The sequence below is a fragment of the Rhodoferax sp. genome, from assembly GCF_028689295.1.
Lineage (GTDB): Bacteria > Pseudomonadota > Gammaproteobacteria > Burkholderiales > Burkholderiaceae_C > Rhodoferax.
In genome coordinates this window covers 99,776-120,346 of sequence record NZ_JAQTWL010000004.1, presented here as the reverse complement: position 1 = coordinate 120,346, position 20,571 = coordinate 99,776, and the positions used below count along the sequence as shown (strand labels likewise).

General features: G+C 63.9%; 21 protein-coding genes. 9 read left to right on the top strand and 12 right to left on the bottom strand.

Annotation, left to right across the window (positions count from 1 at the left end):
* Position 1 precedes the first annotated feature (1 nt).
* A complete protein-coding gene (locus tag PHF15_RS05675) occupies positions 2-1,207 on the top strand; it encodes an ABC transporter permease (RefSeq protein WP_300119632.1) in 1,206 nt (401 codons plus the stop codon).
* A gap of 22 nt (positions 1,208-1,229) precedes the next feature.
* On the opposite strand, the gene purN is transcribed toward PHF15_RS05675, so the two are convergent.
* Positions 1,230-1,823: a phosphoribosylglycinamide formyltransferase gene (purN, locus tag PHF15_RS05670; RefSeq protein ID WP_300119631.1), complete on the bottom strand. Its 594-nt coding sequence runs from the start codon at positions 1,821-1,823 to the stop codon at positions 1,230-1,232.
* Positions 1,824-1,836: 13 nt separating this feature from the next.
* Here purN and PHF15_RS05665 point away from each other — a divergent pair, with 13 nt between their 5' ends.
* Positions 1,837-2,517, top strand: coding sequence for a YceH family protein (locus PHF15_RS05665; protein ID WP_300119630.1), 681 nt, complete (start codon positions 1,837-1,839; stop codon positions 2,515-2,517).
* On the opposite strand, the gene PHF15_RS05660 is transcribed toward PHF15_RS05665, so the two are convergent.
* From PHF15_RS05660 to PHF15_RS05610, 11 genes are all read right to left on the bottom strand, one after another.
* On the bottom strand, positions 2,504-3,490 hold the full coding sequence (locus PHF15_RS05660; protein ID WP_300119628.1) for a Bug family tripartite tricarboxylate transporter substrate binding protein: 987 nt from the start codon (positions 3,488-3,490) through the stop codon (positions 2,504-2,506). The two genes, PHF15_RS05665 and PHF15_RS05660, sit on opposite strands and share 14 nt — an antisense overlap.
* Positions 3,491-3,565: 75 nt before the next feature.
* Entirely contained in the window at positions 3,566-4,360 is a 795-nt protein-coding gene (locus PHF15_RS05655; RefSeq protein ID WP_300119626.1) for an SDR family oxidoreductase, read from the bottom strand.
* 36 nt (positions 4,361-4,396) lie between these two features.
* On the bottom strand, positions 4,397-5,908 hold the full coding sequence (locus PHF15_RS05650) for a tripartite tricarboxylate transporter permease (RefSeq protein ID WP_300119625.1): 1,512 nt from the start codon (positions 5,906-5,908) through the stop codon (positions 4,397-4,399).
* A 1-nt stretch (position 5,909) separates the two neighbouring features.
* Complete coding sequence (locus PHF15_RS05645) at positions 5,910-6,398, bottom strand: tripartite tricarboxylate transporter TctB family protein (protein WP_300119623.1); 489 nt, start codon at positions 6,396-6,398, stop codon at positions 5,910-5,912.
* 29 nt (positions 6,399-6,427) lie between these two features.
* Positions 6,428-7,363: a tripartite tricarboxylate transporter substrate binding protein gene (locus PHF15_RS05640; RefSeq protein ID WP_300119753.1), complete on the bottom strand. Its 936-nt coding sequence runs from the start codon at positions 7,361-7,363 to the stop codon at positions 6,428-6,430.
* 92 nt (positions 7,364-7,455) lie between these two features.
* Positions 7,456-9,228, bottom strand: coding sequence for an ATPase, T2SS/T4P/T4SS family (locus PHF15_RS05635; RefSeq protein ID WP_300119621.1), 1,773 nt, complete (start codon positions 9,226-9,228; stop codon positions 7,456-7,458).
* 8 nt (positions 9,229-9,236) lie between these two features.
* A complete protein-coding gene (locus PHF15_RS05630) occupies positions 9,237-9,938 on the bottom strand; it encodes a spermidine synthase (protein WP_300119750.1) in 702 nt (233 codons plus the stop codon).
* Between the two features lie 50 nt (positions 9,939-9,988).
* On the bottom strand, positions 9,989-10,834 hold the full coding sequence (locus PHF15_RS05625; RefSeq protein ID WP_300119748.1) for a TatD family hydrolase: 846 nt from the start codon (positions 10,832-10,834) through the stop codon (positions 9,989-9,991).
* A gap of 28 nt (positions 10,835-10,862) precedes the next feature.
* The gene (locus PHF15_RS05620; protein WP_300119619.1) at positions 10,863-11,252 is read right to left on the bottom strand and encodes a hemerythrin domain-containing protein; all 390 of its coding nucleotides are present in this window, start codon (positions 11,250-11,252) and stop codon (positions 10,863-10,865) included.
* A 67-nt stretch (positions 11,253-11,319) separates the two neighbouring features.
* Complete coding sequence (gene lolD / locus PHF15_RS05615; protein WP_300119618.1) at positions 11,320-12,024, bottom strand: lipoprotein-releasing ABC transporter ATP-binding protein LolD; 705 nt, start codon at positions 12,022-12,024, stop codon at positions 11,320-11,322.
* Positions 12,017-13,273, bottom strand: a complete 1,257-nt coding sequence (locus tag PHF15_RS05610) for a lipoprotein-releasing ABC transporter permease subunit (RefSeq protein WP_300119617.1) — start codon at positions 13,271-13,273, stop codon at positions 12,017-12,019. Before PHF15_RS05610 ends, lolD begins: the two co-directional genes overlap by 8 nt.
* A gap of 150 nt (positions 13,274-13,423) precedes the next feature.
* On the opposite strand from PHF15_RS05610, the gene PHF15_RS05605 reads away from it, so the two are divergent.
* Genes PHF15_RS05605 through PHF15_RS05575 form a run of 7 tightly spaced genes read left to right on the top strand, consistent with a single transcriptional unit; the run spans position 13,424 to position 20,563 of the window.
* Positions 13,424-14,386 carry a phosphoglycerate mutase gene (locus PHF15_RS05605; RefSeq protein ID WP_300119615.1) on the top strand — a complete coding sequence of 321 codons (963 nt, stop codon included), beginning with the start codon at positions 13,424-13,426 and terminating at the stop codon, positions 14,384-14,386.
* The gene (gene recJ / locus PHF15_RS05600; RefSeq protein ID WP_300119614.1) at positions 14,383-16,119 is read left to right on the top strand and encodes a single-stranded-DNA-specific exonuclease RecJ; all 1,737 of its coding nucleotides are present in this window, start codon (positions 14,383-14,385) and stop codon (positions 16,117-16,119) included. Before PHF15_RS05605 ends, recJ begins: the two co-directional genes overlap by 4 nt.
* 12 nt (positions 16,120-16,131) lie before the next feature.
* Entirely contained in the window at positions 16,132-17,013 is an 882-nt protein-coding gene (locus tag PHF15_RS05595) for a 3',5'-nucleoside bisphosphate phosphatase (RefSeq protein WP_300119613.1), read from the top strand.
* Between the two features lie 5 nt (positions 17,014-17,018).
* Complete coding sequence (locus PHF15_RS05590; RefSeq protein ID WP_300119612.1) at positions 17,019-17,903, top strand: DMT family transporter; 885 nt, start codon at positions 17,019-17,021, stop codon at positions 17,901-17,903.
* Between the two features lie 4 nt (positions 17,904-17,907).
* Positions 17,908-18,531 carry an L-threonylcarbamoyladenylate synthase gene (locus tag PHF15_RS05585; RefSeq protein WP_300119611.1) on the top strand — a complete coding sequence of 208 codons (624 nt, stop codon included), beginning with the start codon at positions 17,908-17,910 and terminating at the stop codon, positions 18,529-18,531.
* 28 nt (positions 18,532-18,559) lie between these two features.
* Positions 18,560-19,228 carry a site-2 protease family protein gene (locus PHF15_RS05580; RefSeq protein WP_300119610.1) on the top strand — a complete coding sequence of 223 codons (669 nt, stop codon included), beginning with the start codon at positions 18,560-18,562 and terminating at the stop codon, positions 19,226-19,228.
* Between the two features lie 27 nt (positions 19,229-19,255).
* Entirely contained in the window at positions 19,256-20,563 is a 1,308-nt protein-coding gene (locus PHF15_RS05575) for a tryptophan--tRNA ligase (protein WP_300119609.1), read from the top strand.
* Positions 20,564-20,571: the final 8 nt, after the last annotated feature.

The window sequence follows — 20,571 nt, the reverse complement described above, 5'->3', positions numbered from 1 at the left end:
CATGTGGCTCAGTACCCTGCTGCTCGCCATGCGCTCGATTCGGCGCAACTTGCTGCGCTCGTTCCTGACCATTCTGGGCATCGTGATCGGGGTCAGCGCCGTCATCACCATGGTTACCGTGGGCAACGGCGCCACACTCGCCATTCAAAACCAGATTTCGGGCCTTGGCACCAACCTGCTGCAAGTGCGCCCGGGGCAACGCATGATGGGCGGCGGTGGCGGTGGCGCGCCGGCTTTCAAGGAAGCCGATGCCGAGGCCATTGCCAGCCAGATCGGCAGCATCGCGGCCGTGGCGCCCGAGGCGCGCAGCAGCGCAGTGCTGGTGCTCGACGGCCGCAATTGGAGCAGCAGCATCATTGGCAGCAACAACCGGTGGCTGTTCACCGGCAACTGGAAACTGGCAGATGGCCGGGAGTTCACCGACGATGAACAAGTGGCGGGTGCGGGTGTCTGCCTGATCGGCGAAACCGTGCGCCGCGAGCTGTTTGGCAGTCGCGCGGCGGTGGGCGCGTCAATGCGCGTCAAGCAAATTAGTTGCGAGGTCATTGGCGTGCTCGCAGCCAAGGGCCAGGGCGCTTTTGGCAATGACCAGGATGACGTGGTGCTGATGCCGCTGCACACGCTGCAGCGGCGCATCACTGGGAACACCCGCGTCAATACCCTGATGGTGTCGATGGCGGATGGTGCCGACCCCGAGCGCATCAAGGCCGGCATTACCGAACTGCTGCGCGAGCGGCGCAAGCTGGCCCAGAACGACGAAGACAACTTCAACGTGCTCGACACCAAGCAGCTCGGTGAAACCCTGTCGGGCACCACCAAGGTCATGACCACGCTGCTCGGTGCCGTGGCGGCAGTGAGCCTGCTGGTGGGCGGCATCGGCATCATGAACATCATGCTGGTGAGCGTGACCGAACGCACCCGCGAGATCGGCCTGCGCCTGGCCATTGGCGCGCTGGAGCGCGAGGTGTTGTTGCAGTTTTTGATAGAAGCCGTGGTGCTGGCTGCCCTGGGCGGGGTGATCGGCATTGTGCTGGCCACGGGCGCATCGATCGGCCTGGCCAGGTTCATGGAGGTGCCGTTTGTCTTCAACCCCGGGGTGAACGTGATTGCGTTCCTGTTTTCAGCCGGCATCGGCGTGCTGTTCGGCTACTTCCCGGCGCGCCGTGCCGCCCGGCTCGACCCCATCGAGGCGCTGCGGCACGAGTAGCGCACTTTTCCGTCGAAAGGTCCTACATTTTCTGCAGCAAGCCGGCAATCGCCTGCGGGTAAATCAGATGCTCCTGCGTCAGCACCCGCGCCCTGAGCGCGTCAGCCGTGTCGCCCGACAGCACCGGCACCACGGCCTGCGCCAGGATCGGGCCATGGTCCAGCTCAGGCGTCACCAGATGCACCGTGGCCCCTGCCACCTGGCAGCCGGCGTCAATGGCGCGCTGATGCGTGTGCAGGCCGCTGAACGCGGGCAACAGCGACGGGTGGATATTGACCAGCCGCCCGGCATAACGGTTGACAAACCCTGTCGTCAGGATGCGCATGAAGCCCGCCAGTAGCACCAGCACTGGTTGGCCGGGGTTGTCATAACGGTCAATCAGCTGCGCCAGCGCGGCGTCAAATGCCTCGCGACTCGGAAAAGCCTTGTGGTCGAGCACCTCGGTGACAATGCCGTGCGCGCTGGCAAACTGCAGCCCAGGTGCCTCGGCCTTGTTGCTGATGACAGCGGCCACCCGGGCACCGTACTTTTCCACCCAGCCCTCGCGCTGTGCGGCTTTCACGATGGCAGCCATGTTGGAACCGCCGCCTGAGATCAAAATGACGATGTTTTTCATACTTGGCTGAATTATGACTTTGACCCCCGTGACTTCCCTGACCCTCACCCCTGTCGAGGCCCGCGTACTCGGCACCCTGATGGAAAAGGCCCGCACCGTGCCCGACAGCTACCCGCTGTCACTCAATTCGCTGATGCTGGGCTGCAACCAGAAAAGCAGCCGCGACCCGGTGATGGACCTGAGCGAGGCCGATGTGGCCTGCGCGCTGGACAACCTGATGAACCTGTCGCTGGTGCGCGCCAACACTTCCGGGCGCGTGACGCGTTATGAACACAACTTCCAGCGCGGCGCGGGTGTGCCCGAGCAGTCGGCGGTGTTGCTGGGCCTGCTGATGCTGCGCGGCCCGCAAACCGCTGCAGAGCTGCGACTGAACACCGAACGCTGGTACAAGTTTGCCGACATCTCCTCGGTCGAAGGCTTTCTGGAAGAGTTGCAGGACCGGTCGCTTGATAAAGGCGGCCCGCTGGCGATCAGGCTGGCGCGCGCCCCCGGTGCCCGCGAACAGCGCTGGGCCCATTTGCTGTGCGGCCCGGTGGATGAAGCGCAATTCGCCCAATCCGGCAGCTTCCGTGGCGCAGACGGCTCGCCCGGTACCCTGGCGCGCATCGAGCAGCTCGAAGCCGAAGTGGCCCAGCTCAAAGCCACCGTACTCAAACTCTGCACCGAGCTGGGCATGTCAGCTACTGCGCCTTGAAGCCACTTTCCCTGATGATGCGCGCCCAGGTTTTGGCATAAGCCTGTTCGCGACTGGCCAGTTGCGCGGAGTTCATGTAACCCACGGTCAAGCCCATGGCGGTCAGGCGCTGGTGCACCTCGGGCATGGCAATCACCTTGGCCACCGCGCTGCCCAGTTTGTCGATGGCCGCCTGCGGCGTGCCTTTGGGGGCAAAAATGCCGTAATAGGGCACGTCTTCAAAGCCCGCCAGGCCCAGTTCAGCAAAGGTTGGCACCTCGGGCAGGGCGGCCTGGCGCTGTCCGCCCAGCACCGCGACCACGCGAATCTTGCCGGCTTTCTGATTCTCGATGAAGTCGGGCACCGAGCCCACGCCGGCGTGAATCTGGTTGCCCAGCATGTCGGCCATCATGGGTGCGCTGCCGCGATACGGTGCGGCCTGCAGATCGAGCTGGTATTTCTGGCCGATCACCTTGACCAGAAACTCGGGGACCGAGGCCGGCGCCGGCACGCCCACGGTGTCTTTGCCAGCGCCCTGTTTTTGCACCCAGGCCACGTACTCGGCCATGCTCTTGGCGGGTGTGCCGCCTGAGACGGCCAGGCCGTTGACAAAGGTGGCAAAGCCGGCCACCGGGACAAAGTCTTTGGCCGAGTCATAGCCGGGATTTTTTACCACCAACGGCAGGATCGTGATGGTATGGTCGTGCGACAAAAACAGCGTGTTGCCATCTGCCGGGGCCGCCTTGAGCGCCTGCGCCGCAATCTGGCCACCGGCGCCGGCCTTGTTTTCGACCAGCACCGGCACGCCCAACTGGTCCTTGAGCTTGTCGGCCAGAATGCGTGCAATGGCATCGGTACCGCCACCGGGCGGGAAACCCACCAACAGCTTGATTGGCCCAGTTTGCGCCTGAGCCAGCCCCGCAGCCAGTAAGGCACTCACGGCGAAGGTTTTGAACAGGCCACGCAGGCCTTGACGAACTTGAAATTGACGCATATGTCACTCCTGAAATTAGCTTGAGCCTTTGCGGGTCAGACCACTCGTGCAGCGACGTGCTCTGACCCCAACTGATTAGAAAGTACCCGGATAAGCACCGCCATCTGCCAGCACATTTTGCCCGGTCATGTAGCCGGCCTGCTGGCTGCACAAAAACGCGCAGATGGCACCGAACTCATCAGGCGAGCCAAAACGTTTGGCTGGAATCGCATTGCGCCGTGCGGCAGCCACCACCTCCAGCGGTTGCGAGGTTTTGGCGGCGGCACCCTGAAAGATGGACTGCAGGCGCTCGGTGTCGAAGGCACCGGGCAAGAGGTTGTTGATGGTCACACCCCTGGCGGCCACGCCACTGCGAGCCAATCCGGCCACAAAGCCGGTCAGCCCGCTGCGCGCGCCATTGGACAGGCCCAGCACATCGATCGGCGCCTTGACCGCCCCTGAGGTGATGTTGACGATGCGGCCAAAGCCGCGCGCGGCCATGCCATCGACCGTGGCCTTGATCAGCGCAATGGGCGTGAGCATGTTGGCATCGAGCGCACGAATCCAGTCGTCACGCTCAAAGCTGCGGAAGTCACCTGTGGGCGGGCCGCCGGCGTTGGTCACCAGGATGTCGAAGTCGGCGCGCTGCGCCAGCACCGCCGCGCGGCCCGCTTCCGACGTGATGTCTGCCGCGACCCATTGCACGGTGGCCCCGGTCTTGCCGGCATCCAGCGCTGTCAACTGCGCCGCGGCGGCTTGCAGGGCGTCGGCCCCGCGCGCCACCATCAGCACGTTCACGCCCTCCTGAACCAGCGCTTTGGCGCAGCCCAGCCCAAGGCCCTTGCTGGCCCCGCACACCAAAGCCCATTTACCCGAAATGCCCAAGTCCATTTGTTTCTCCTCGTAAAAACGTTGCCACGGCAAACTTCAATCTTCCACGAACGCCACGTCACGCGTGCGCTTGAAGGCGGGCACCAGCACCAGGGCCAGCAGCGCCAGCGCCGCCAGCAGCAAGCCCGCTGACAGCGGACGGGTGGCAAACACGCTCCAGTCGCCCCTTGAGAGCAGCAGCGCGCGGCGCAGGTTTTCTTCCATCATCGGGCCCAGAATAAAGCCCAGCAGCAGCGGCGCCGGCTCCATGCCGAGCTTGATGAAGACGTAGCCGACGATGCCGAACAGGCCCACCATCCAGATGTCCCAGGTGTTGTTGTTGGTGCTGTACACGCCGATGGCGCAAAACAGCACGATGGCCGGGTACAGCCAGCGGTAGGGCACGCTGAGCAGCTTGATCCAGATGCCGATCAGGGGCAGGTTCAGCACGATCAGCATGGCGTTGCCGATCCACATCGAGGCGATCAGGCCCCAGAACAGTTCGGGGTTGCTGGTCATGACCTGCGGGCCGGGCTGGATGTTGTGGATGGTCATGGCGCCGACCATCAGCGCCATGACCGCGTTGGGTGGAATGCCCAGGGTCAGCAGCGGGATGAAGGAGGTTTGTGAGGCGGCATTGTTGGCCGCCTCGGGCGCGGCCACACCACGGATGTTACCCTGGCCGAACGGCACCTCGCCTGGCTGTAGCCTGGTCTTTTTTTCGACCGTGTAGGCGGCAAAGGCGCTCATCACCGCACCACCACCGGGCAGGATACCCAGTACCGAACCCAGGCCGGTGCCGCGCAGAATGGCCGGCCACATGCGCCTGAAGTCCTGGCGGCTTGGCATCAGGCCCTGCACGTTGGCGGTGAACACCTGGCGCGCGCTTGTCGGGCGGCCCAGGTTGCTGATGATCTCGCCATAACCAAACAGGCCCATGGCAATCACGATGAAGCCAATGCCGTCGGTCAGCTCCGGAATGTCGAAGCTGTAGCGCGCCACGCCTGAATTCACGTCAGTCCCCACCAGTCCCAGCAGCAGGCCCAGCAAAATCATGCCGAACGCTTTCAACAAATCACCGGAAGCCAGCACAACGGCACCGACCAGACCCAACAGCATCAGCGCGCAATATTCAGCCGGGCCGAACATGAACGCCACCTCGGTCAGCGGCACTGCAAAGGCGGCCAGCACCAGTGTGCCGACGCAACCGGCGAAAAACGAACCGATTCCCGCCGCCGCCAGCGCCGGCCCGGCGCGACCCCGGCGCGCCATCTGGTAGCCGTCGATGACCGTGACCACCGACGAGGCTTCGCCGGGAAGATTGACCAGAATGGCCGTGGTGGAGCCCCCGTATTGCGCGCCGTAGTAAATGCCCGCCAGCATGATCAGGGCAGACGTTGGCGGCAGCGCGTAAGTGGCCGGCAGCAGCATGGCGATGGTGGCCAGTGGACCGATGCCGGGCAGCACGCCGATCAAGGTGCCCAGCAGACAACCGACAAAGGCGTACATCAGGTTGATCGGTGTAAAGGCGACACCGAAGCCCAGCGCCAGGTGGTTGATCAACTCCATGCTAGTTTCCCGCCAGAAACACAGGCCACACCGGAAACTGCAATTTGAGCAGCAGCACAAAAGCCAGGTAACTCAAGGCCGCCAGCGCGGTGGCCAGCAGCGCGGCTTCCTTGAACCTGAAGCGCTCGCCGGCCAGGCAGGCGACAAAGGTCAGCAGGTAAATGCCCCCGATCAGGCCCAGCGCCGGCAGTTTCAAGCCCGGCAGACCGCCCAGCGCAACGCCAAACAGCAGGTTGGCCGCGATGATGGCCGCCAGCGGCTTCCAGGCCCAGGAGCCAATAGCCTGCGCCGCGTCCGGCTGAGCCATCGCCGCGCGCAACATCATGACTGCGCCCAGCAGCGCCAGCAACACGCCCAGCATCAGCGGAAAGTAGCCCGGCCCCATGCGCGCGCTGCTGCCCACCTGGTAGCCCAGCGCGCCCCAGCCAAAGGCACTGCCGACGAGCGTGAACAACAGACCCGCATAAAAGTCCTTCTGGTTTTTCAACATGCCACCGTTCAGCCTGCAAGAAGCAAGTGTCAGTCCACGCGCGCGCCGGTGGCCTTCACCAAGGCTTGGTACTTGACACGTTCGCTTTTCATCAAGGCATCAAACGCTTGCGGCGTCGTCGGGGTGGGCTCGGCCAGAAGCTTGGCAAAACGCGCTTTGGTTTCCGGCAGATTGAGCGCCTCGACAAAGGCCTTGTTCAGCCGGGCAACGACGTCCCTGGGTGTCGCCGCAGGTGCGACCAGGCCCCACCAGGTATCAATGGCGAAGCCTTTCAGCGTGTCAGCCATCGGTGGCACATCCGGTAGAACCTCGGAACGCGTGGGGGTGGTCACCGCCAACGCTTTGAGTTTGCCCGCGCGGATGTTGGGTGCTGCTGTGGCAAGGTTGTCAATGTTGTAATCAACTTGCCCGCCCAGCAGCGCCATTTGCGCCGGATTACCGCCGTTGTACGGGATGTGCACCACAAAAATGCCGGCCTGTTTCTTGAACAACTCGCCCGCCAGGTGTCCGGCGCTGCCATTGCCACCGCTGCCGTAATTCAGTCTGGCCGGATTGGCCTTGGCGTAGGCAATCAAATCGGCCAGGGTGCTGATCTTGAGCCGACTGGCAACCTCTGCGTTCATGACCAGCACATTGGGTACCCGCACCAACTGCGTGATGGGTGCAAAGTCGGTGGCAGCATTGAACGGCATTTGGGCGTAGAGCCACGGGTTGACGGCATGGGTCGCCGTAGCGGCGATGCCGATGGTCAACCCGTCAGGCGCGGCTTTGGCCACCGCATTGGCCCCGATGTTGCCACCTGCCCCGGGTTTGTTGTCGACGATCACGGTGCCCAGGCTGGTCTTGACCGCATCGGCCAATACGCGGGCCGTCACATCGAGCGGTCCACCCGGTGCATAGGGCACAACCAGGTGGATAGGCTTGTCCGTGCCCTGTGCCCACGACAAGGAAATGGCAAAGAACATCGTGCAAAGTCCAGCCCAATACTTTATAAATTTCATGAAAATTGTCCTCATCGAAGTTGTAAAAAATTGCACGGCCACAACCGTGCGCAAACTTAACTCAGCGCCGGCGTGCTGGAGAGCACTTCTTCGAGCACCGTCCGGCCCTCGGCCACGCGCAGCGCGCCCGCCAGCCGCAGCGGACGCATGCCGTCCAGTACGGCCTGGCGCTTGAGCGCATCGCTGTTGGGTTCACGGTTGATTTTTTCCTTGAACGCGTCGCTCACCACCAGCAACTCGTAGAGCCCCATGCGTCCCATGAAGCCGGTCATGCGGCAATCCACACAGCCCACCGCCTTGTAGGGCTGGTAACTTCCGCTGAGTTGCCAGGGCTTGACCAACTCGGTCAGCGTCTCAATCGTGGCGGCCGGATCCGGCAACTTGCACTGCGTACACAGCGTGCGCACCAGGCGCTGCGCCAGCACGCCCAGCAGCGTGGCGTTGACCAGGTAGGCGGGAACGCCCAGTTCCATCAGCCGCGTCACCGCTGAAGGTGCGTCGTTGGTATGCAGCGTCGAGAACACCAGGTGCCCGGTGAGCGCCGCCTGCACCGCCATCTCGGCCGTGGCCTGGTCGCGAATTTCGCCGACCATGATGATGTCGGGGTCTTGCCGCATGAGCGCGCGCAAGCCCTCGGGAAAGCCGAAGTCGAGTTGCGGCTGCACCTGGGTCTGGTTGAACGCCGGTTCGATCATCTCGATCGGGTCTTCCACCGTGCTCACGTTGACTTCTTCGGTGGCGACGCGCTTGAGGGTGGAATAAAGCGTGGTGGTCTTGCCCGAGCCGGTGGGTCCGGTCACCAGGATGATGCCGTTGGGGCGCTTTACCAGCGACTCCCAGCGCTGCGCGTCGTGCGCCGAGAAACCCAGCGCATCGAGGTCCTTGACCGTGGTGTCGGGGTCGAAAATGCGCATCACCATCTTCTCGCCAAACGCGGTGGGCAGCGTCGAGATGCGCATTTCGATCTCATCACCACCGGGGTTGCGCGTCTTGATGCGGCCATCCTGCGGGCGGCGCTTTTCGACCACGTCCATGCGCCCGAGCAGCTTGATGCGCGCCGTCATGGCAACCAGCACACTCATCGGCATCTGGTACACCGGGTGCAACACGCCGTCAATGCGAAAGCGGATCACGCCCTGCTCGCGCCGCGGCTCCAGGTGGATGTCGCTGGCGCGTTGGTCGAACGCGTATTGCCACAGCCAGTCCACCACCTGCACCACGCTCTGGTCGTTGGCGTCGAGCTGCTTGTTGCTTTTGCCCAGTTCCACCAGTTGCTCGAAGCTGGAGCCCCCGTTGCTGCCCGCCTTGCTGGCCGCACGCACCGACTTGGCCAGCGCAAAAAATTCGGCCGTATAGCGGGCGATGTCCTGGGGATTGGCCAGTACCCGGCGCACACTGCGGCGCGACTGACGTTCCACCTCGGCCACCCAATCGGTCAGAAACGGCTCGGCAGTGGCGACCACCACCTCATGAACGGTGACCTGCACCGGCAAAATTTTGTGGTGCTCGGCATAGGCCGGGCTCATGGTGTCGGCCACCTTGGCCACATCGACCTTGAGCGGGTCGATGCGCAAATAAGTCAGCCCGGCGCGCGGTGCCAGCCACTGCAGCAGCGCCTCCATGCCCATGGCCTTGTCATCGCTGGCGCGATGCACGCCGACGCTGGTCAGGCGCAGCAGCGGGTGCTGCACGCTCTCGGCCTGGGCGCAGCGCGACTGGATGCGCTGCGCTTCCTGAGCCGTGATGAGGCCATCAAACTGCAGCCACTGCACCAGGCTGCGCCAGTCCAGCAGGCCTTCTCCTGATCTGCTTTGAGAGTTCGTGGGCATACGGCGCATCATGACAGCAAGGGCTTGAACACCCGCACCCATTTGCTGGCCGGCAGGCCCCACTCGAACTCTATTCGGTCGGCGCGCGCCATCAACACATCGCGCTTGGGCCGGCTCGGCGTGTACTGCGCCAGCACCACGGTGTTGCCTTCGCGCGTGGGTTTGAAGGCCCAGATAGCGTCCTTGCCAAAGGCCGCCGACATTTTCTCGACACTGCGCACAAAGCTCGACGCACGGCCGAACAGGTTCACCGTCATGCAACCCTCGGGCGTGAGCATGCGCCGGCAATGGTTGTAAAACGGCAAACTGTCGAGCACCGGCGCGGCGGCCTCGTGGTCATACAAATCCACCTGCAACGCATCCACCATGCCCCACCACCTGGGGTTCTGGATTTCCAGCGCGGCGTCGGCAAGCACCACCTGCATGCGGGGGTTTTCCGCGGGCAGCTTGAACCAGCCCTTGCAGGCGGCCAGCACTTGCGGGTTGAGCTCGATGGCGGTGGTTTGCATGCGCAGTTCCTTGTGGCAGAACTTGGTGAGAGACCCCGCGCCCAGGCCCAATTGCAGCGCCTGGCGGTCTTTCACCGACTCGGGCGGCACAAACAGCAGCCAGGCCATCATGCGCTGGATGTATTCATGCACCAGCGCGTTGGGCGCGTCCATGTACATCGAGCCCTGAATCCATTCGGTGCCCAGATGCAGGTGGCGCATCGAACCGTCATCAGAGAAGTTGACCTCGGGGAGGGAGTGGGTGTGTTTTTTCAAGATGCGGCGATTATCCCCAATCGAAGCTTGGGCAGCGCAGCCAGCGCATTGCGCGTGGTGGCCCCGGCCAGCTCCTCCAGGCTGATGCCGCGCAGTTCTGCCAGCACAGCAGCGATGCGCGGCAGCTCGCCGGGCGCGTTGATGCCCTTCGGCTCGCCGCGAGCACGCTGTTCGGTGGTTTTGTAGAGCCAGTGTGGCGGCATGTCGGGAGCGTCGGTTTCCAGCACGATGGCGTCCAGCGGCAGGTTGGTGGCGAGGCGGCGCAGTTGCAGCGCGCGCTCATAGGTGAGCGCGCCGCCAAAACCGAGTTTGAACCCGAGGTCGATGAAGCTTTGCGCCTGCTGGGCACTGCCGTTGAAGGCATGGGCGATGCCGAGCCAGCCGCTGCGCGCCACGTTGCGCAGCCCCTTGAGTACCTGATCGACCGAGCGACGCGAGTGCAAGATCACCGGCAAGTCGTATTGGCGCGCCATCTTGAGCTGGGCCATGAAAAAAAGTTGCTGGCGCTCGCGCAGCGGGCTGGCGCACAACTCGGGCGCAAACAGGTCAAGCCCGATTTCGCCCACCGCCACCAGGCGCGGGTCGTCACGGTACTGCCGCAGCGCCTGGTCCAGCCGCGCCACGTCATCGTCAGGCGCGGTTTTGACATAGAGGGGGTGAATGCCCAGCGCGTACGCATCGCCGCCGGCGTGGGCCAGCTTGCGCACCGCGTCGAAATTGGCTACCTCGACGGCGGGCAGCACGCACATTGCCACCAGCTGGCGCGCCGCCTGCGCGCGCACGGTGGCAGCGTCAGAGCCGAATTCCGCAGCGTCCAGATGGCAGTGGGTGTCGATGAACATCACGCCCGGCCCGCTTGCCCAGAAGGTGTCAGGCAGTCTGGCGGGAGGCCAGAAACTGCCCCAGTTTGGCGTCCTCTTCAGGCACATGGCGTTCGCACCAGTCCCGCATCAGCGCGGCAATGGCCGGCTTGTTCATGTAGCCCTTGCCCACATCCATGCTGCGCCCGATCAGCCGATCCAGCAGCGTTTGGTGCTGCGCCAGATGGGCGGCCAGATCAGGGTAGTCGAGGCGGCGCATCAGGGCTTCTTCGAGTTCGAACTGGGCCCGCGCCTGCTTGCACAGCGACACGATCACCGGCCGCAGCACCGTCAGGTCATCCGCGCCAAGAAAGGTATTGGTCAATTCAAACAATTTTTCCTGCATGGCGTCCACCGCAGTGTCGCCAATTTTGTAGCTTTCCAGCCATTCAACAGCCATTTTGGTCCCTCAAAAACATGTCGTTCATTTGTCAATTATCGACAACACCAGCAGGGGTTGTCGTCCCTCAGTCGTCGCTGTCCGTCAATTTTCCCAGCACCAGGGCGCGCTGGCGGGCGCAGCGCGCGGCCAATGCGGCATCGTGCGTCACCACCACAAAGGCGGTGCCCTGGGTGCGGGCCAGCTCCAGCATCAGGTCGAACACGCCCTGGGCGGTGTTGCGATCCAGGTTGCCGGTGGGCTCATCGGCCAGCACACAGGCCGGCTGCGTGACCAGGGCACGGGCAATGGCCACGCGCTGGCGCTCGCCGCCCGACAGCTCCGAGGGGCGATGCTGCAAGCGCTCCGCCAGACCCACGCTGGCGAGCATTTTTGCCGCCACCTGCGCCGCATCGGCATGCGCCATGCGCCTGATCCACAGCGGCATGGCAACGTTGTCGAGCGCGCTGAATTCAGGCAGCAAATGGTGAAACTGATAAACAAAACCCAGGTGCTGGTTGCGCAAGCGCCCTTGCGCGGCTGCGCTCTGGCGGGCGAGGTCTTGCCCCAATAGCACCACCGAGCCGCTGGTCGGCGCATCCAGCCCACCGAGCAAATGCAGCAGCGTGCTTTTGCCGGAGCCCGAGGCGCCCACGATGGCCAGCGTGTCTCCGGCGCACACGTCCAGGTCCACGCCCTGCAACACGGTCACATCGAGCCGGCCTTCGGTAAAGCGCTTGGTCAGGCCGCGCGCGCTCAGCACCAGCTTGGGCGTGTTGGGGGTGTCATTCATAGCGCAAGGCCTCCGCCGGGTTGACGCGGCTGGCGCGCCAGCTTGGGTACAGCGTGGCGACAAAAGCCAGCACCAGTGAAATCAGCGTGATCGGCACAATGTCGCCCTGCTGCGGGTCGCTCGGCATGCGGCTGATGAGGTAAATGTCGCGCGGCAAAAAGCTGGCATCGAGCAAGCGCTCCAGCGCCGGCACGATCACGTCGATGTTGAACGCCACGCCCAGCCCCAGCGCCAACCCGGCCAACGTGCCGATCACGCCCACCATGGCGCCCTGCACCACAAAAATGCCCATGATGGAGCCCGGGCTGGCCCCCAGCGTGCGCAGAATGGCAATGTCGGCGCGCTTGTCGGTGACCGTCATCACCAATGTGCTGACCAGGTTGAAAGCTGCCACTGCCACGATCAGCGTGAGGATGATGAACATCATGCGTTTTTCCAGCTGAACGGCGGCAAACCAGGTGCGGTTTTGCCGCGTCCAGTCGCGAATCAGCAACCGGTCGGTCAGCGCGCTGGCCAGTTGCGCGGCGACTTCGCGCGCCTGGTGCAGGTCGCGCAGCTTGACGCGCACGCCGCTGGGACCTTCGAGCCGGAAGATGCGCGCGGCGTCTTCGATGTGCATCAGCACCAGCGCCGAGTCGTATTCAAAATGGCCCGAATCGAAGGTACCCACCACCGTCATCTGCTTCAGGCGCGGCACCACACCCGCTGGCGTGACCTGGCCGCTGGGCGCCACCAGCGTGACCTTGCCACCTCTGATCACGCCCAGGCTGCGCGCCAGCTCGGCACCCAGCACCACGCCAAACTCGCCGGGAACCAGCTGATCAAGCCCGGTGTTTTTGAGGTCCATCGCGAGGTCGGTCACCTCGCCCTCACGGGCCGGGTCGATGCCACGCACCATCGCGCCCTTCATATCTTCGCCCCGGGCCAGCAGGGCCTGGGTGGCTATGAATGGGGCGGCGCCAACCACCGCCGGGTTGGCGCGAACCTGCGTCAGCGTGCGCGCCACATCGGGCAGTGCCTCGCCATTGGGCGCAAATATCTCAATGTGCGAGACCACACCCAACATGCGGTCGCGCACCTCTTTCTGAAAACCGTTCATCACGCTCAGCACAATAATCAAAGCCGCCACTCCCAGCGCAATGCCAAGCATCGAGACGCCCGAAATGAACGAGATAAAGCCGTTGCGCCGGGTGGCGCGACCGGCCCGCGTGTAGCGCCAGCCAAGAATCAGTTCATAGGGGAGTTGCATGCCCGCATTGTGGCATTGCAGCAAAACCCGGTTCGGCTCGGGGGACCTGTCTCCCGCATAATCAAGGCTTGAATCGTTTGCGAGGAAAGCATCATGGCACGCCCGCAGCCCCAACCCCATCGACTACTGCCGACCTGATCCTCTGAACCCATGCACCTGCTGATTCCCTATGCCGCCAGCCATGCCGAAGGCTGCCAGGCCGCGCTGGCCACGCTGAAACTTCCCAACCTGCAAAAACTACTGTGCCGCCTGCGCCCGCAAGCACTCGACGCGGGTGAAGAGCTGAGCTGGTCGCCGCCGCACGAGCGCGCGCTGGCTGGCGCCCTGGGGCTGGTGGTGACCGACGGGCAGATTCCCTGGGCGGCGCTGGAAGCACAAAAACACCCCGAGCTGGCACAACTGCAAGGTGCCTGGGCTTTTGTGACCCTGTGCCACTGGCAGGCCACCATGCACGAGGTCACGATGCGCCAGCTGCCCATGCGCGATCTCGATGCAACCGAGTCTGATGCCTTGATGGCGGCCATGCAGCCATTTTTTGCGCAGGACGGCATCACACTCTACCCCCTTGAGGCCGGGCGCTGGCTGGCGCGCGGCGCGGTCTTCGACGGCCTGCCCAGTGCCTCGCCCGACCGCGTGCTGGGCAGAAATTTGGCGCCCTGGATGCCCACCGCGGCACAAGCCGGCAGCCTGATCCGACTGGTGAGCGAGATGCAGATGCTGCTCTACACCCATCCGATCAACGACGCCCGCGAGCGACGTGGCACCTCACCCGTCAACGCCATCTGGTTCAACGGCACCGGTGCTTTGCGTGACAGCCCAAAGACTGTCATTGCGGACTCGATCCGCAATCCACTGCCCCCGATCCATGTCCGTGGATTGCGCGAGGCCGCGCTGCAAGACGACTGGGCCAGTTGGGCCAGTGCCTGGCAGCAAATCGATGCGACTCAAATCAAACAACTGCTCGAAGCCCAATGCCGTGGCGAAGTGGTGCAGCTCACCCTGTGCGGCGAGCGCCGCGCCCAAAGCTGGGTCCATCAGCCGCCAAGCCTGGCGCAAAAATTCAGGCAGCTTTTTGGGGCCCCCACCATCCAAAGCGTGCTCGAACCCTTATGAAAATCATCGTGCGAGATGCTCCGCCCCGCGCCGTCTGGACGCTGGAGCAGGCCGGCATTCATCCGCTGCTGGCGCAACTGTATGCCGCGCGGGGTGTGCAAGACCCGTTGGAACTCGATGACGCCCTGGCCAGATTGCTGCCGCCCGTCAGCATGAAAGGCACGGCTGAGGCAGCCCAACTGCTGGCTGACGCCATCCAGTCGGACAAAAAGCTCTGCATCGTGGCCGATTACGACTGCGACGGCGCCACTGCGTGCGCCGTCGGCCTGCGCGGCCTGCGCCTGCTCGGCGCCCGGCATGTGAACTACATCGTGCCCGACCGGGTGCAAGACGGCTACGGCCTGACCGCGCCCATTTCCGAGCGCGTCAAGGCCAGTGGCGCTGATGTGCTGATCACGGTCGATAACGGCATTGCCAGCTTCGACGGCGTGGCGCGGGCGCGCGCGCTGGGCCTGCAGGTGCTGGTGACCGACCACCATTTGCCGGCCCTGCGCGATGGCCAGGTTGCGCTGCCCGACGCCAACGTGATCGTCAACCCGAACCAGCCAGATTGTCGTTTCGAGAGCAAGTCGATCGCCGGCGTTGGTGTGATGTTCTACGTGCTGTTGGCGCTGCGCGCCGAGTTGCGCCAGCGCGGTGTTTTTGACGCAACGAATCAACCGAAACTGGACGCCCTGCTGCCGCTGGTGGCCCTGGGCACGGTAGCCGACGTGGTCAAGCTCGACACCAACAACCGCCGCCTGGTGGCGCAAGGGCTCAAACGGGTGCGCGCCCAGGCCCTGCCCGCCGGTCTGGCCGCCTTGTTTGTGGCCGCCTCGCGTGAGGCCAGAACCGCCACCACCTTCGACTTTGGCTTTGCCCTGGGGCCGCGCATCAACGCCGCCGGGCGCCTGTCCGACATGACGCTGGGCATTGAATGCCTGCTCACCGACGACGCGGGTCGTGCCCAGGAACTGGCCAAGGCGCTCGACGCCATCAACCGCGAGCGCCGCGACATTGAAGGCAGCATGCGTGAACAGGCGCTGGTGGTGGCCGAATCGCTGTTTGCAGACGCAGCAGAAGCCCCACCGGCCATTTGTGTCTTCGATGCCAACTTTCACGAAGGCGTGGTCGGCATTGTGGCCTCGCGTATCAAGGACAAGTTTCACCGCCCCACTTTCGTTTTTGCCAGCAGTGGCGCCACCGGCCGCGGCCATGAACTCAAGGGCTCTGGCCGCTCCATTTCCGGTTTTCACCTGCGCGACGCGCTCGACCTGGTGGCCAAGCGTCACCCCGGCGTGCTGATGCGCTTTGGCGGCCACGCCATGGCGGCCGGTTGCACCTTGAACGAAGACCAGTTGGACACCTTTGAACAAGGCCTGAACGAGGTCGCCCAGGAGTGGCTCGATGCCGCCACCCTCACGCGCCGCCTCGACACCGACGGCGCGCTCAAGCCTGAATACCGCCGCCCCGATCTGGTGGACACGCTGCACCATGAGGTCTGGGGCCAGGGCTTTGCCGCCCCCACCTTTAGCGAAGAACTCGAAGTCGTGTCGCAGCGCCTGGTGGCTGAAAAGCACCTGTCGCTCAAGCTCAAACATCGCGGTGAACCGGTCGATGGCATCTGGTTTGGCCACACCGAGCCGCTGCCCGCGCGCGTCAAACTGGCGTTCAGGCTCGATGTGGACAGCTGGCGCGGCGAGCGCCGGGTGCGATTTCTGGTGGAAGCAGCAGAGTTGCCCGCTCAGCCCTAGAATCATTCGGGTATGAACACCCTGAACGCCGACCTGCATTGCCACTCCGTTGTCTCTGACGGCACCCTCACCCCCGAAGAACTTGCCCGCCGCGCCAAGGCTCAGGGCGTGACCCTGTGGGCGCTCACCGACCACGACGAAATCGGTGGCCAAACCCGTGCTGCAGCAGCAGCGGCCGCGTGTGGCCTGGACTACCTGACCGGTGTTGAAATCTCGGTTACTTTTCTGCATCAAACCGTGCACATTGTCGGCCTCGGTTTCGATGCCGACAATGCGCAACTGGTTCAGGGTTTGCAGCAAACCCGGGGCGGGCGCTCGCAGCGCGCCCAGGAGATGGCTACCGACCTGGCACGCATTGGCATCAAAGGCGCCTTTGAAGGCGCGCTGAAATACGCCGGCAACCCAAACCTGATCTCGCGCACCCACTTTGCCCGCTTTCTGGTGGAAACCGGCGTGTGCAAAGACACTTACGAGGTGTTTCGCAAGTACCTCACCGAAGGCAAACCCGGTTTTGTCGAGCACCGCTGGGCCAACCTGAAAGATGCCGTGCGCTGGATCACCCAGGCTGGCGGCATGGCGGTGATTGCTCACCCGGCGCGCTACAAATTCAGTGCCAACGAAGAGCTGGCGCTGTTCACCGAATTCAAGGGGCTCGGCGGCGGCGGCGTGGAAGTGGTCACCGGCAGCCATTCGGCCGCTGAGTGTGTGAGTTATACCGGGACCGCGCTTGAATTCGGCCTGGCGGCCTCGCGCGGCAGCGACTTTCACAGCCCCGCCGAGAGCCGCACCGAGCTCGGCGCCCTGCCCGACCTGCCGGGCCAGCTGACGCCGGTGTGGCAACTGCTGGCCGAACGCATTCAGCACGCCCCCGTCCCCGCCCCGGCGCGGACCTGAACGCCGTGTTGTTCTGGAAAAGCCGCCAGGCAGGCGGCATCTTGCTGATCATTCTGGCGGCGCTCTCCTTTGCAATGCTCGACACGGCGACCAAGCACGCTACTCAACTCGTGCCAGTGCTGATGCTGCTCTGGTTTCGCTATGTGTTTCAGGCCGTGGTGACCTTTGCACTGCGCTTTCCGGTGCAGAAAACCCGCCTCTTCGCCACACCGAATCCGCGCTTTCAAACGCTGCGCGGCGTGCTGCTGCTGACCACCAGTGCCTGCTCGTTTTTTGGCTTGCAATATTTGCCGGTCGGCGAGTTCACCGCCATGGCCATGCTCTCGCCGATGGCGGCCACGGCCATGGCGGCCTGGGCACTCAAAAACCACGTCTCGCCACGGCGCTGGGTGCTGATGGGCCTGGGCCTGCTGGGCGTGCTGCTGGTGGTGCGCCCTGGCGGCCAGGTGTTTGGCTGGGCACTGTTGTTTCCGGTGGTGCTGGTCACGGCCTACGCCTGGTTTCAGGTGCTCACCAGCCGTCTCAGCGGCGACGAAAACCCCTACACCACGCACTTTTACACCGGCCTGGTGGGCGCCGTGATCATGACGCCCATCATGCTGCTCAGTTGGGACAGCGCCGCGCTGCTGCGCTATTGGTACTGGTTTGTGCTGGTCGGGTTTTTGGGCACTTTTGGTCACCTGATGCTGATCCGCGCCTTCAACCGCGCCAACGCCGTGGTGCTCACGCCGTATCTCTACCTGCAGATTGCCTTTGCCACGGTGCTGGGCTGGCTGGTGTTTCGCCATGTGCCCGATGGCCTGGCCTGGGCCGGCATTGCCGTCATCGCTGCCAGTGGTGTGGGCAACGCCGCGCTGACGGCCCGCGAAGCCGCCGGGCTGCGACAATAACGCCATGCCGCTAATTTTCGAAATTCATCCCGACAACCCGCAGCCGCGCCTGCTCAAACAGGCCACTGCCCTGCTCGATCGCGGCGAGGTGCTGGCCGTGCCCACCGACTCCAGTTATGCGCTGGTGTGCCACTTGGACGACAAGGCCGCTGCCGACAAGCTGCGCCGCATCCGCGGGGTCGATGACAAGCACCACCTGACGCTGCTGTGCCGCGACCTGTCGGAGCTTGCCACCTACGCCAAGGTGGACAACCAGCAATACCGGCTCATCAAGGCCGCCACCCCCGGCGCCTACACCTTCATTCTGGAAGCCACCAAGGAAGTGCCGCGCCGCCTGAGCCACCCGTCGCGCAAAACCATTGGCCTGCGCGTGCCCGACCACAAGGTGCTGCAGGAGCTGCTGGCGCTCTACAGCACGCCGCTGCTGGCCACCACGCTGATCGCGCCGGGCGAGCCTGATCCCATGAACGACGCCGACGAGATTCGCGCGCATTACAAGGGGCGCATTGCCGCCATCATCGACTCCGGCGCCTGCCCGCGCGAACCCACCACAGTGGTCGATCTGACCGGCGGCGACCCGGTCGTCATCCGCGAAGGCCGCGGCTCACTGGCGGCGCTGGGCCTTTGAGCCCGCTTGCTCTGAGACAATCACCGCCATGGACTTTGCCCAACTGATTCAAACCGTCGCCCTCTACGCCATTCCGGTGTTGCTGGCCATCACCCTGCACGAGGCTGCGCACGGCTACGCCGCGAAACACTTCGGCGACAACACCGCCTACAAGATGGGGCGCGTCACACTCAACCCGCTGCCGCACATCGACCCGGTGGGCACCATCCTGATGCCGCTCATGCTTTACTTCGCCACCTCGGGCGCGTTCCTGTTCGGCTACGCCAAACCGGTGCCGGTGCGCTTTGGCAATTTGCGCAATCCCAAACGCGACATGATCTGGGTCGCGCTGGCCGGGCCGGGCGCCAACTTTTTTCAGGCGCTGGCCTGGGGCGCGATGCTCTATGTGTTTCGCGGCGCCGATATCAACGAGCCGTTTCTGATTGAAATGGCGCAGGGCGGCGTGCTGGTGAATGTGGTGATGGCGGTGTTCAACCTGTTTCCGCTGCCACCGCTCGACGGTGGCCGCATTCTGGTGGGGCTGCTGCCGTATCGTCAGGCCATGCTGGTGTCGCGCGTGGAGCCGTATGGTTTTTTTATCGTGATGGCACTGGTGCTGGCCGGCGTGGTCAGCAACCTGTGGTTGCGCCCGCTGATGTCCCTGACCTTTCAACTCATCAACCTGTTGCTCACCCCGCTGGCCTGGCTGGTGGGCTGAACGCAACGAACCCTGACATCGTCTCCCATGCGCATCGAACGCTTCCTTACCGGCATCACCACCTCGGGCACGCCCCATCTGGGCAACTACGTGGGCTCGATACGCCCATCCGTGGGCCACAGTCTGCGCCCTGGTGTCGAAAGCTTCTACTTTCTGGCCGATTACCACGCGCTGATCAAGGTGGACGACCCGGCGCGCATCCAGCGCAGCACGCTGGAAATTGCCGCCAGTTGGCTGGCCTGCAGCCTGAATCCGGAGCGCGTGGTGTTCTATCGCCAGTCTGACATCCCGGAAATTCCCGAACTCACCTGGTTCTTGAGCTGCGTGCTGGGTAAGGGTGTGCTCAACCGCGCCCACGCCTACAAGGCGTCGGTGGATAAAAACACGGCGGCCGGCAATGACCCCGATGCCGATGTCAACGTCGGCCTGTTCATGTACCCGGTGCTGATGGGCGCCGACATCTTGATGTTCAACGCGCACCAGGTGCCGGTGGGTCGCGACCAGGTGCAGCACATCGAAATGGCGCGCGACATGGCGCACAGTTTCAACCACCGTTACGGCGACCATTTTGTGGCGCCAGAGGCCGCCATCGAAGACCATGTGGCCACCCTGCCCGGCCTCGACGGCCGCAAGATGAGCAAGAGCTACGACAACACCATTCCGCTGTTTGCGCCACGCGAACAGCTCAAAAAACTCATCGGCAGCATCGTCACCGACTCCAGCGCCCCCGGAGAACCCAAGGCAGTGGAAGGCTCGACCCTGTTCCAGATTTACCAGGCCTTTGCCAGCGCCTCCGAGACCGAAGCGCTACGCCAGGCTTATACCGCCGGCATTTCCTGGGCCGATGCCAAACAACTCGTTTTTGAGCGCATCGACCAGGAAATTGCACCCATGCGCGCGGCCTACCAGGCGCTGATCGACAACCCGGCCAGGATCGAAGCCATCCTGCACGCCGGTGCCGCCAAAGCCCGCGCCATTGCCACGCCGTTCATGGGCCAACTGCGCCATGCCGTGGGGCTGCGCCCCTTGCAAACCCAGGCCAGCACGACCGCCAAGGCGGTGAAGCTGGCGCGGCCGGTGTTCAAGCAATACCGCGAAGCCGACGGCCAGTTTTACTTCAAACTGCAAGGCGCCGACGGCCGCCTGCTGCTGCAAAGCGGTGCTTTTGCCTCGCCCAAAGTGGCCGGGCAAATCATTGGAGCGCTTCAGGCAGAAGGCATCACCGCCCTGCGTGGCAGCCCGGTGGCGCTGCACATAGGCCCGGAGGTCACAGAATCTGACATTGCAGTCGCCTTGCAAGCCCTGCAAATTGCCAAGGAAGCAAAACCAGGCTAGCCGTCACT

Excerpts from the sequence above, each read along its gene's own strand:
- PHF15_RS05655 (WP_300119626.1), bottom strand. The coding sequence starts at position 4,360 with ATGGACTTGGGCATTTCGGGTAAATGGGCTTTGGTGTGCGGGGCCAGC.
- PHF15_RS05650 (WP_300119625.1), bottom strand. The coding sequence starts at position 5,908 with ATGGAGTTGATCAACCACCTGGCGCTGGGCTTCGGTGTCGCCTTTACA.
- purN (WP_300119631.1), bottom strand. The coding sequence starts at position 1,823 with ATGAAAAACATCGTCATTTTGATCTCAGGCGGCGGTTCCAACATGGCT.
- PHF15_RS05605 (WP_300119615.1), top strand. The coding sequence starts at position 13,424 with ATGCACCTGCTGATTCCCTATGCCGCCAGCCATGCCGAAGGCTGCCAG.
- PHF15_RS05620 (WP_300119619.1), bottom strand. The coding sequence starts at position 11,252 with ATGGCTGTTGAATGGCTGGAAAGCTACAAAATTGGCGACACTGCGGTG.
- PHF15_RS05640 (WP_300119753.1), bottom strand. The coding sequence starts at position 7,363 with ATGTTCTTTGCCATTTCCTTGTCGTGGGCACAGGGCACGGACAAGCCT.
- PHF15_RS05575 (WP_300119609.1), top strand. The coding sequence starts at position 19,256 with ATGCGCATCGAACGCTTCCTTACCGGCATCACCACCTCGGGCACGCCC.
- PHF15_RS05580 (WP_300119610.1), top strand. The coding sequence starts at position 18,560 with ATGGACTTTGCCCAACTGATTCAAACCGTCGCCCTCTACGCCATTCCG.
- PHF15_RS05665 (WP_300119630.1), top strand. The coding sequence starts at position 1,837 with ATGACTTTGACCCCCGTGACTTCCCTGACCCTCACCCCTGTCGAGGCC.
- PHF15_RS05675 (WP_300119632.1), top strand. The coding sequence starts at position 2 with ATGTGGCTCAGTACCCTGCTGCTCGCCATGCGCTCGATTCGGCGCAAC.
- PHF15_RS05610 (WP_300119617.1), bottom strand. The coding sequence starts at position 13,273 with ATGCAACTCCCCTATGAACTGATTCTTGGCTGGCGCTACACGCGGGCC.
- PHF15_RS05585 (WP_300119611.1), top strand. The coding sequence starts at position 17,908 with ATGCCGCTAATTTTCGAAATTCATCCCGACAACCCGCAGCCGCGCCTG.
- PHF15_RS05635 (WP_300119621.1), bottom strand. The coding sequence starts at position 9,228 with ATGCCCACGAACTCTCAAAGCAGATCAGGAGAAGGCCTGCTGGACTGG.
- PHF15_RS05625 (WP_300119748.1), bottom strand. The coding sequence starts at position 10,834 with ATGTTCATCGACACCCACTGCCATCTGGACGCTGCGGAATTCGGCTCT.
- PHF15_RS05660 (WP_300119628.1), bottom strand. The coding sequence starts at position 3,490 with ATGCGTCAATTTCAAGTTCGTCAAGGCCTGCGTGGCCTGTTCAAAACC.
- PHF15_RS05630 (WP_300119750.1), bottom strand. The coding sequence starts at position 9,938 with ATGCGCCACCTGCATCTGGGCACCGAATGGATTCAGGGCTCGATGTAC.
- recJ (WP_300119614.1), top strand. The coding sequence starts at position 14,383 with ATGAAAATCATCGTGCGAGATGCTCCGCCCCGCGCCGTCTGGACGCTG.
- lolD (WP_300119618.1), bottom strand. The coding sequence starts at position 12,024 with ATGAATGACACCCCCAACACGCCCAAGCTGGTGCTGAGCGCGCGCGGC.
- PHF15_RS05595 (WP_300119613.1), top strand. The coding sequence starts at position 16,132 with ATGAACACCCTGAACGCCGACCTGCATTGCCACTCCGTTGTCTCTGAC.
- PHF15_RS05645 (WP_300119623.1), bottom strand. The coding sequence starts at position 6,398 with ATGTTGAAAAACCAGAAGGACTTTTATGCGGGTCTGTTGTTCACGCTC.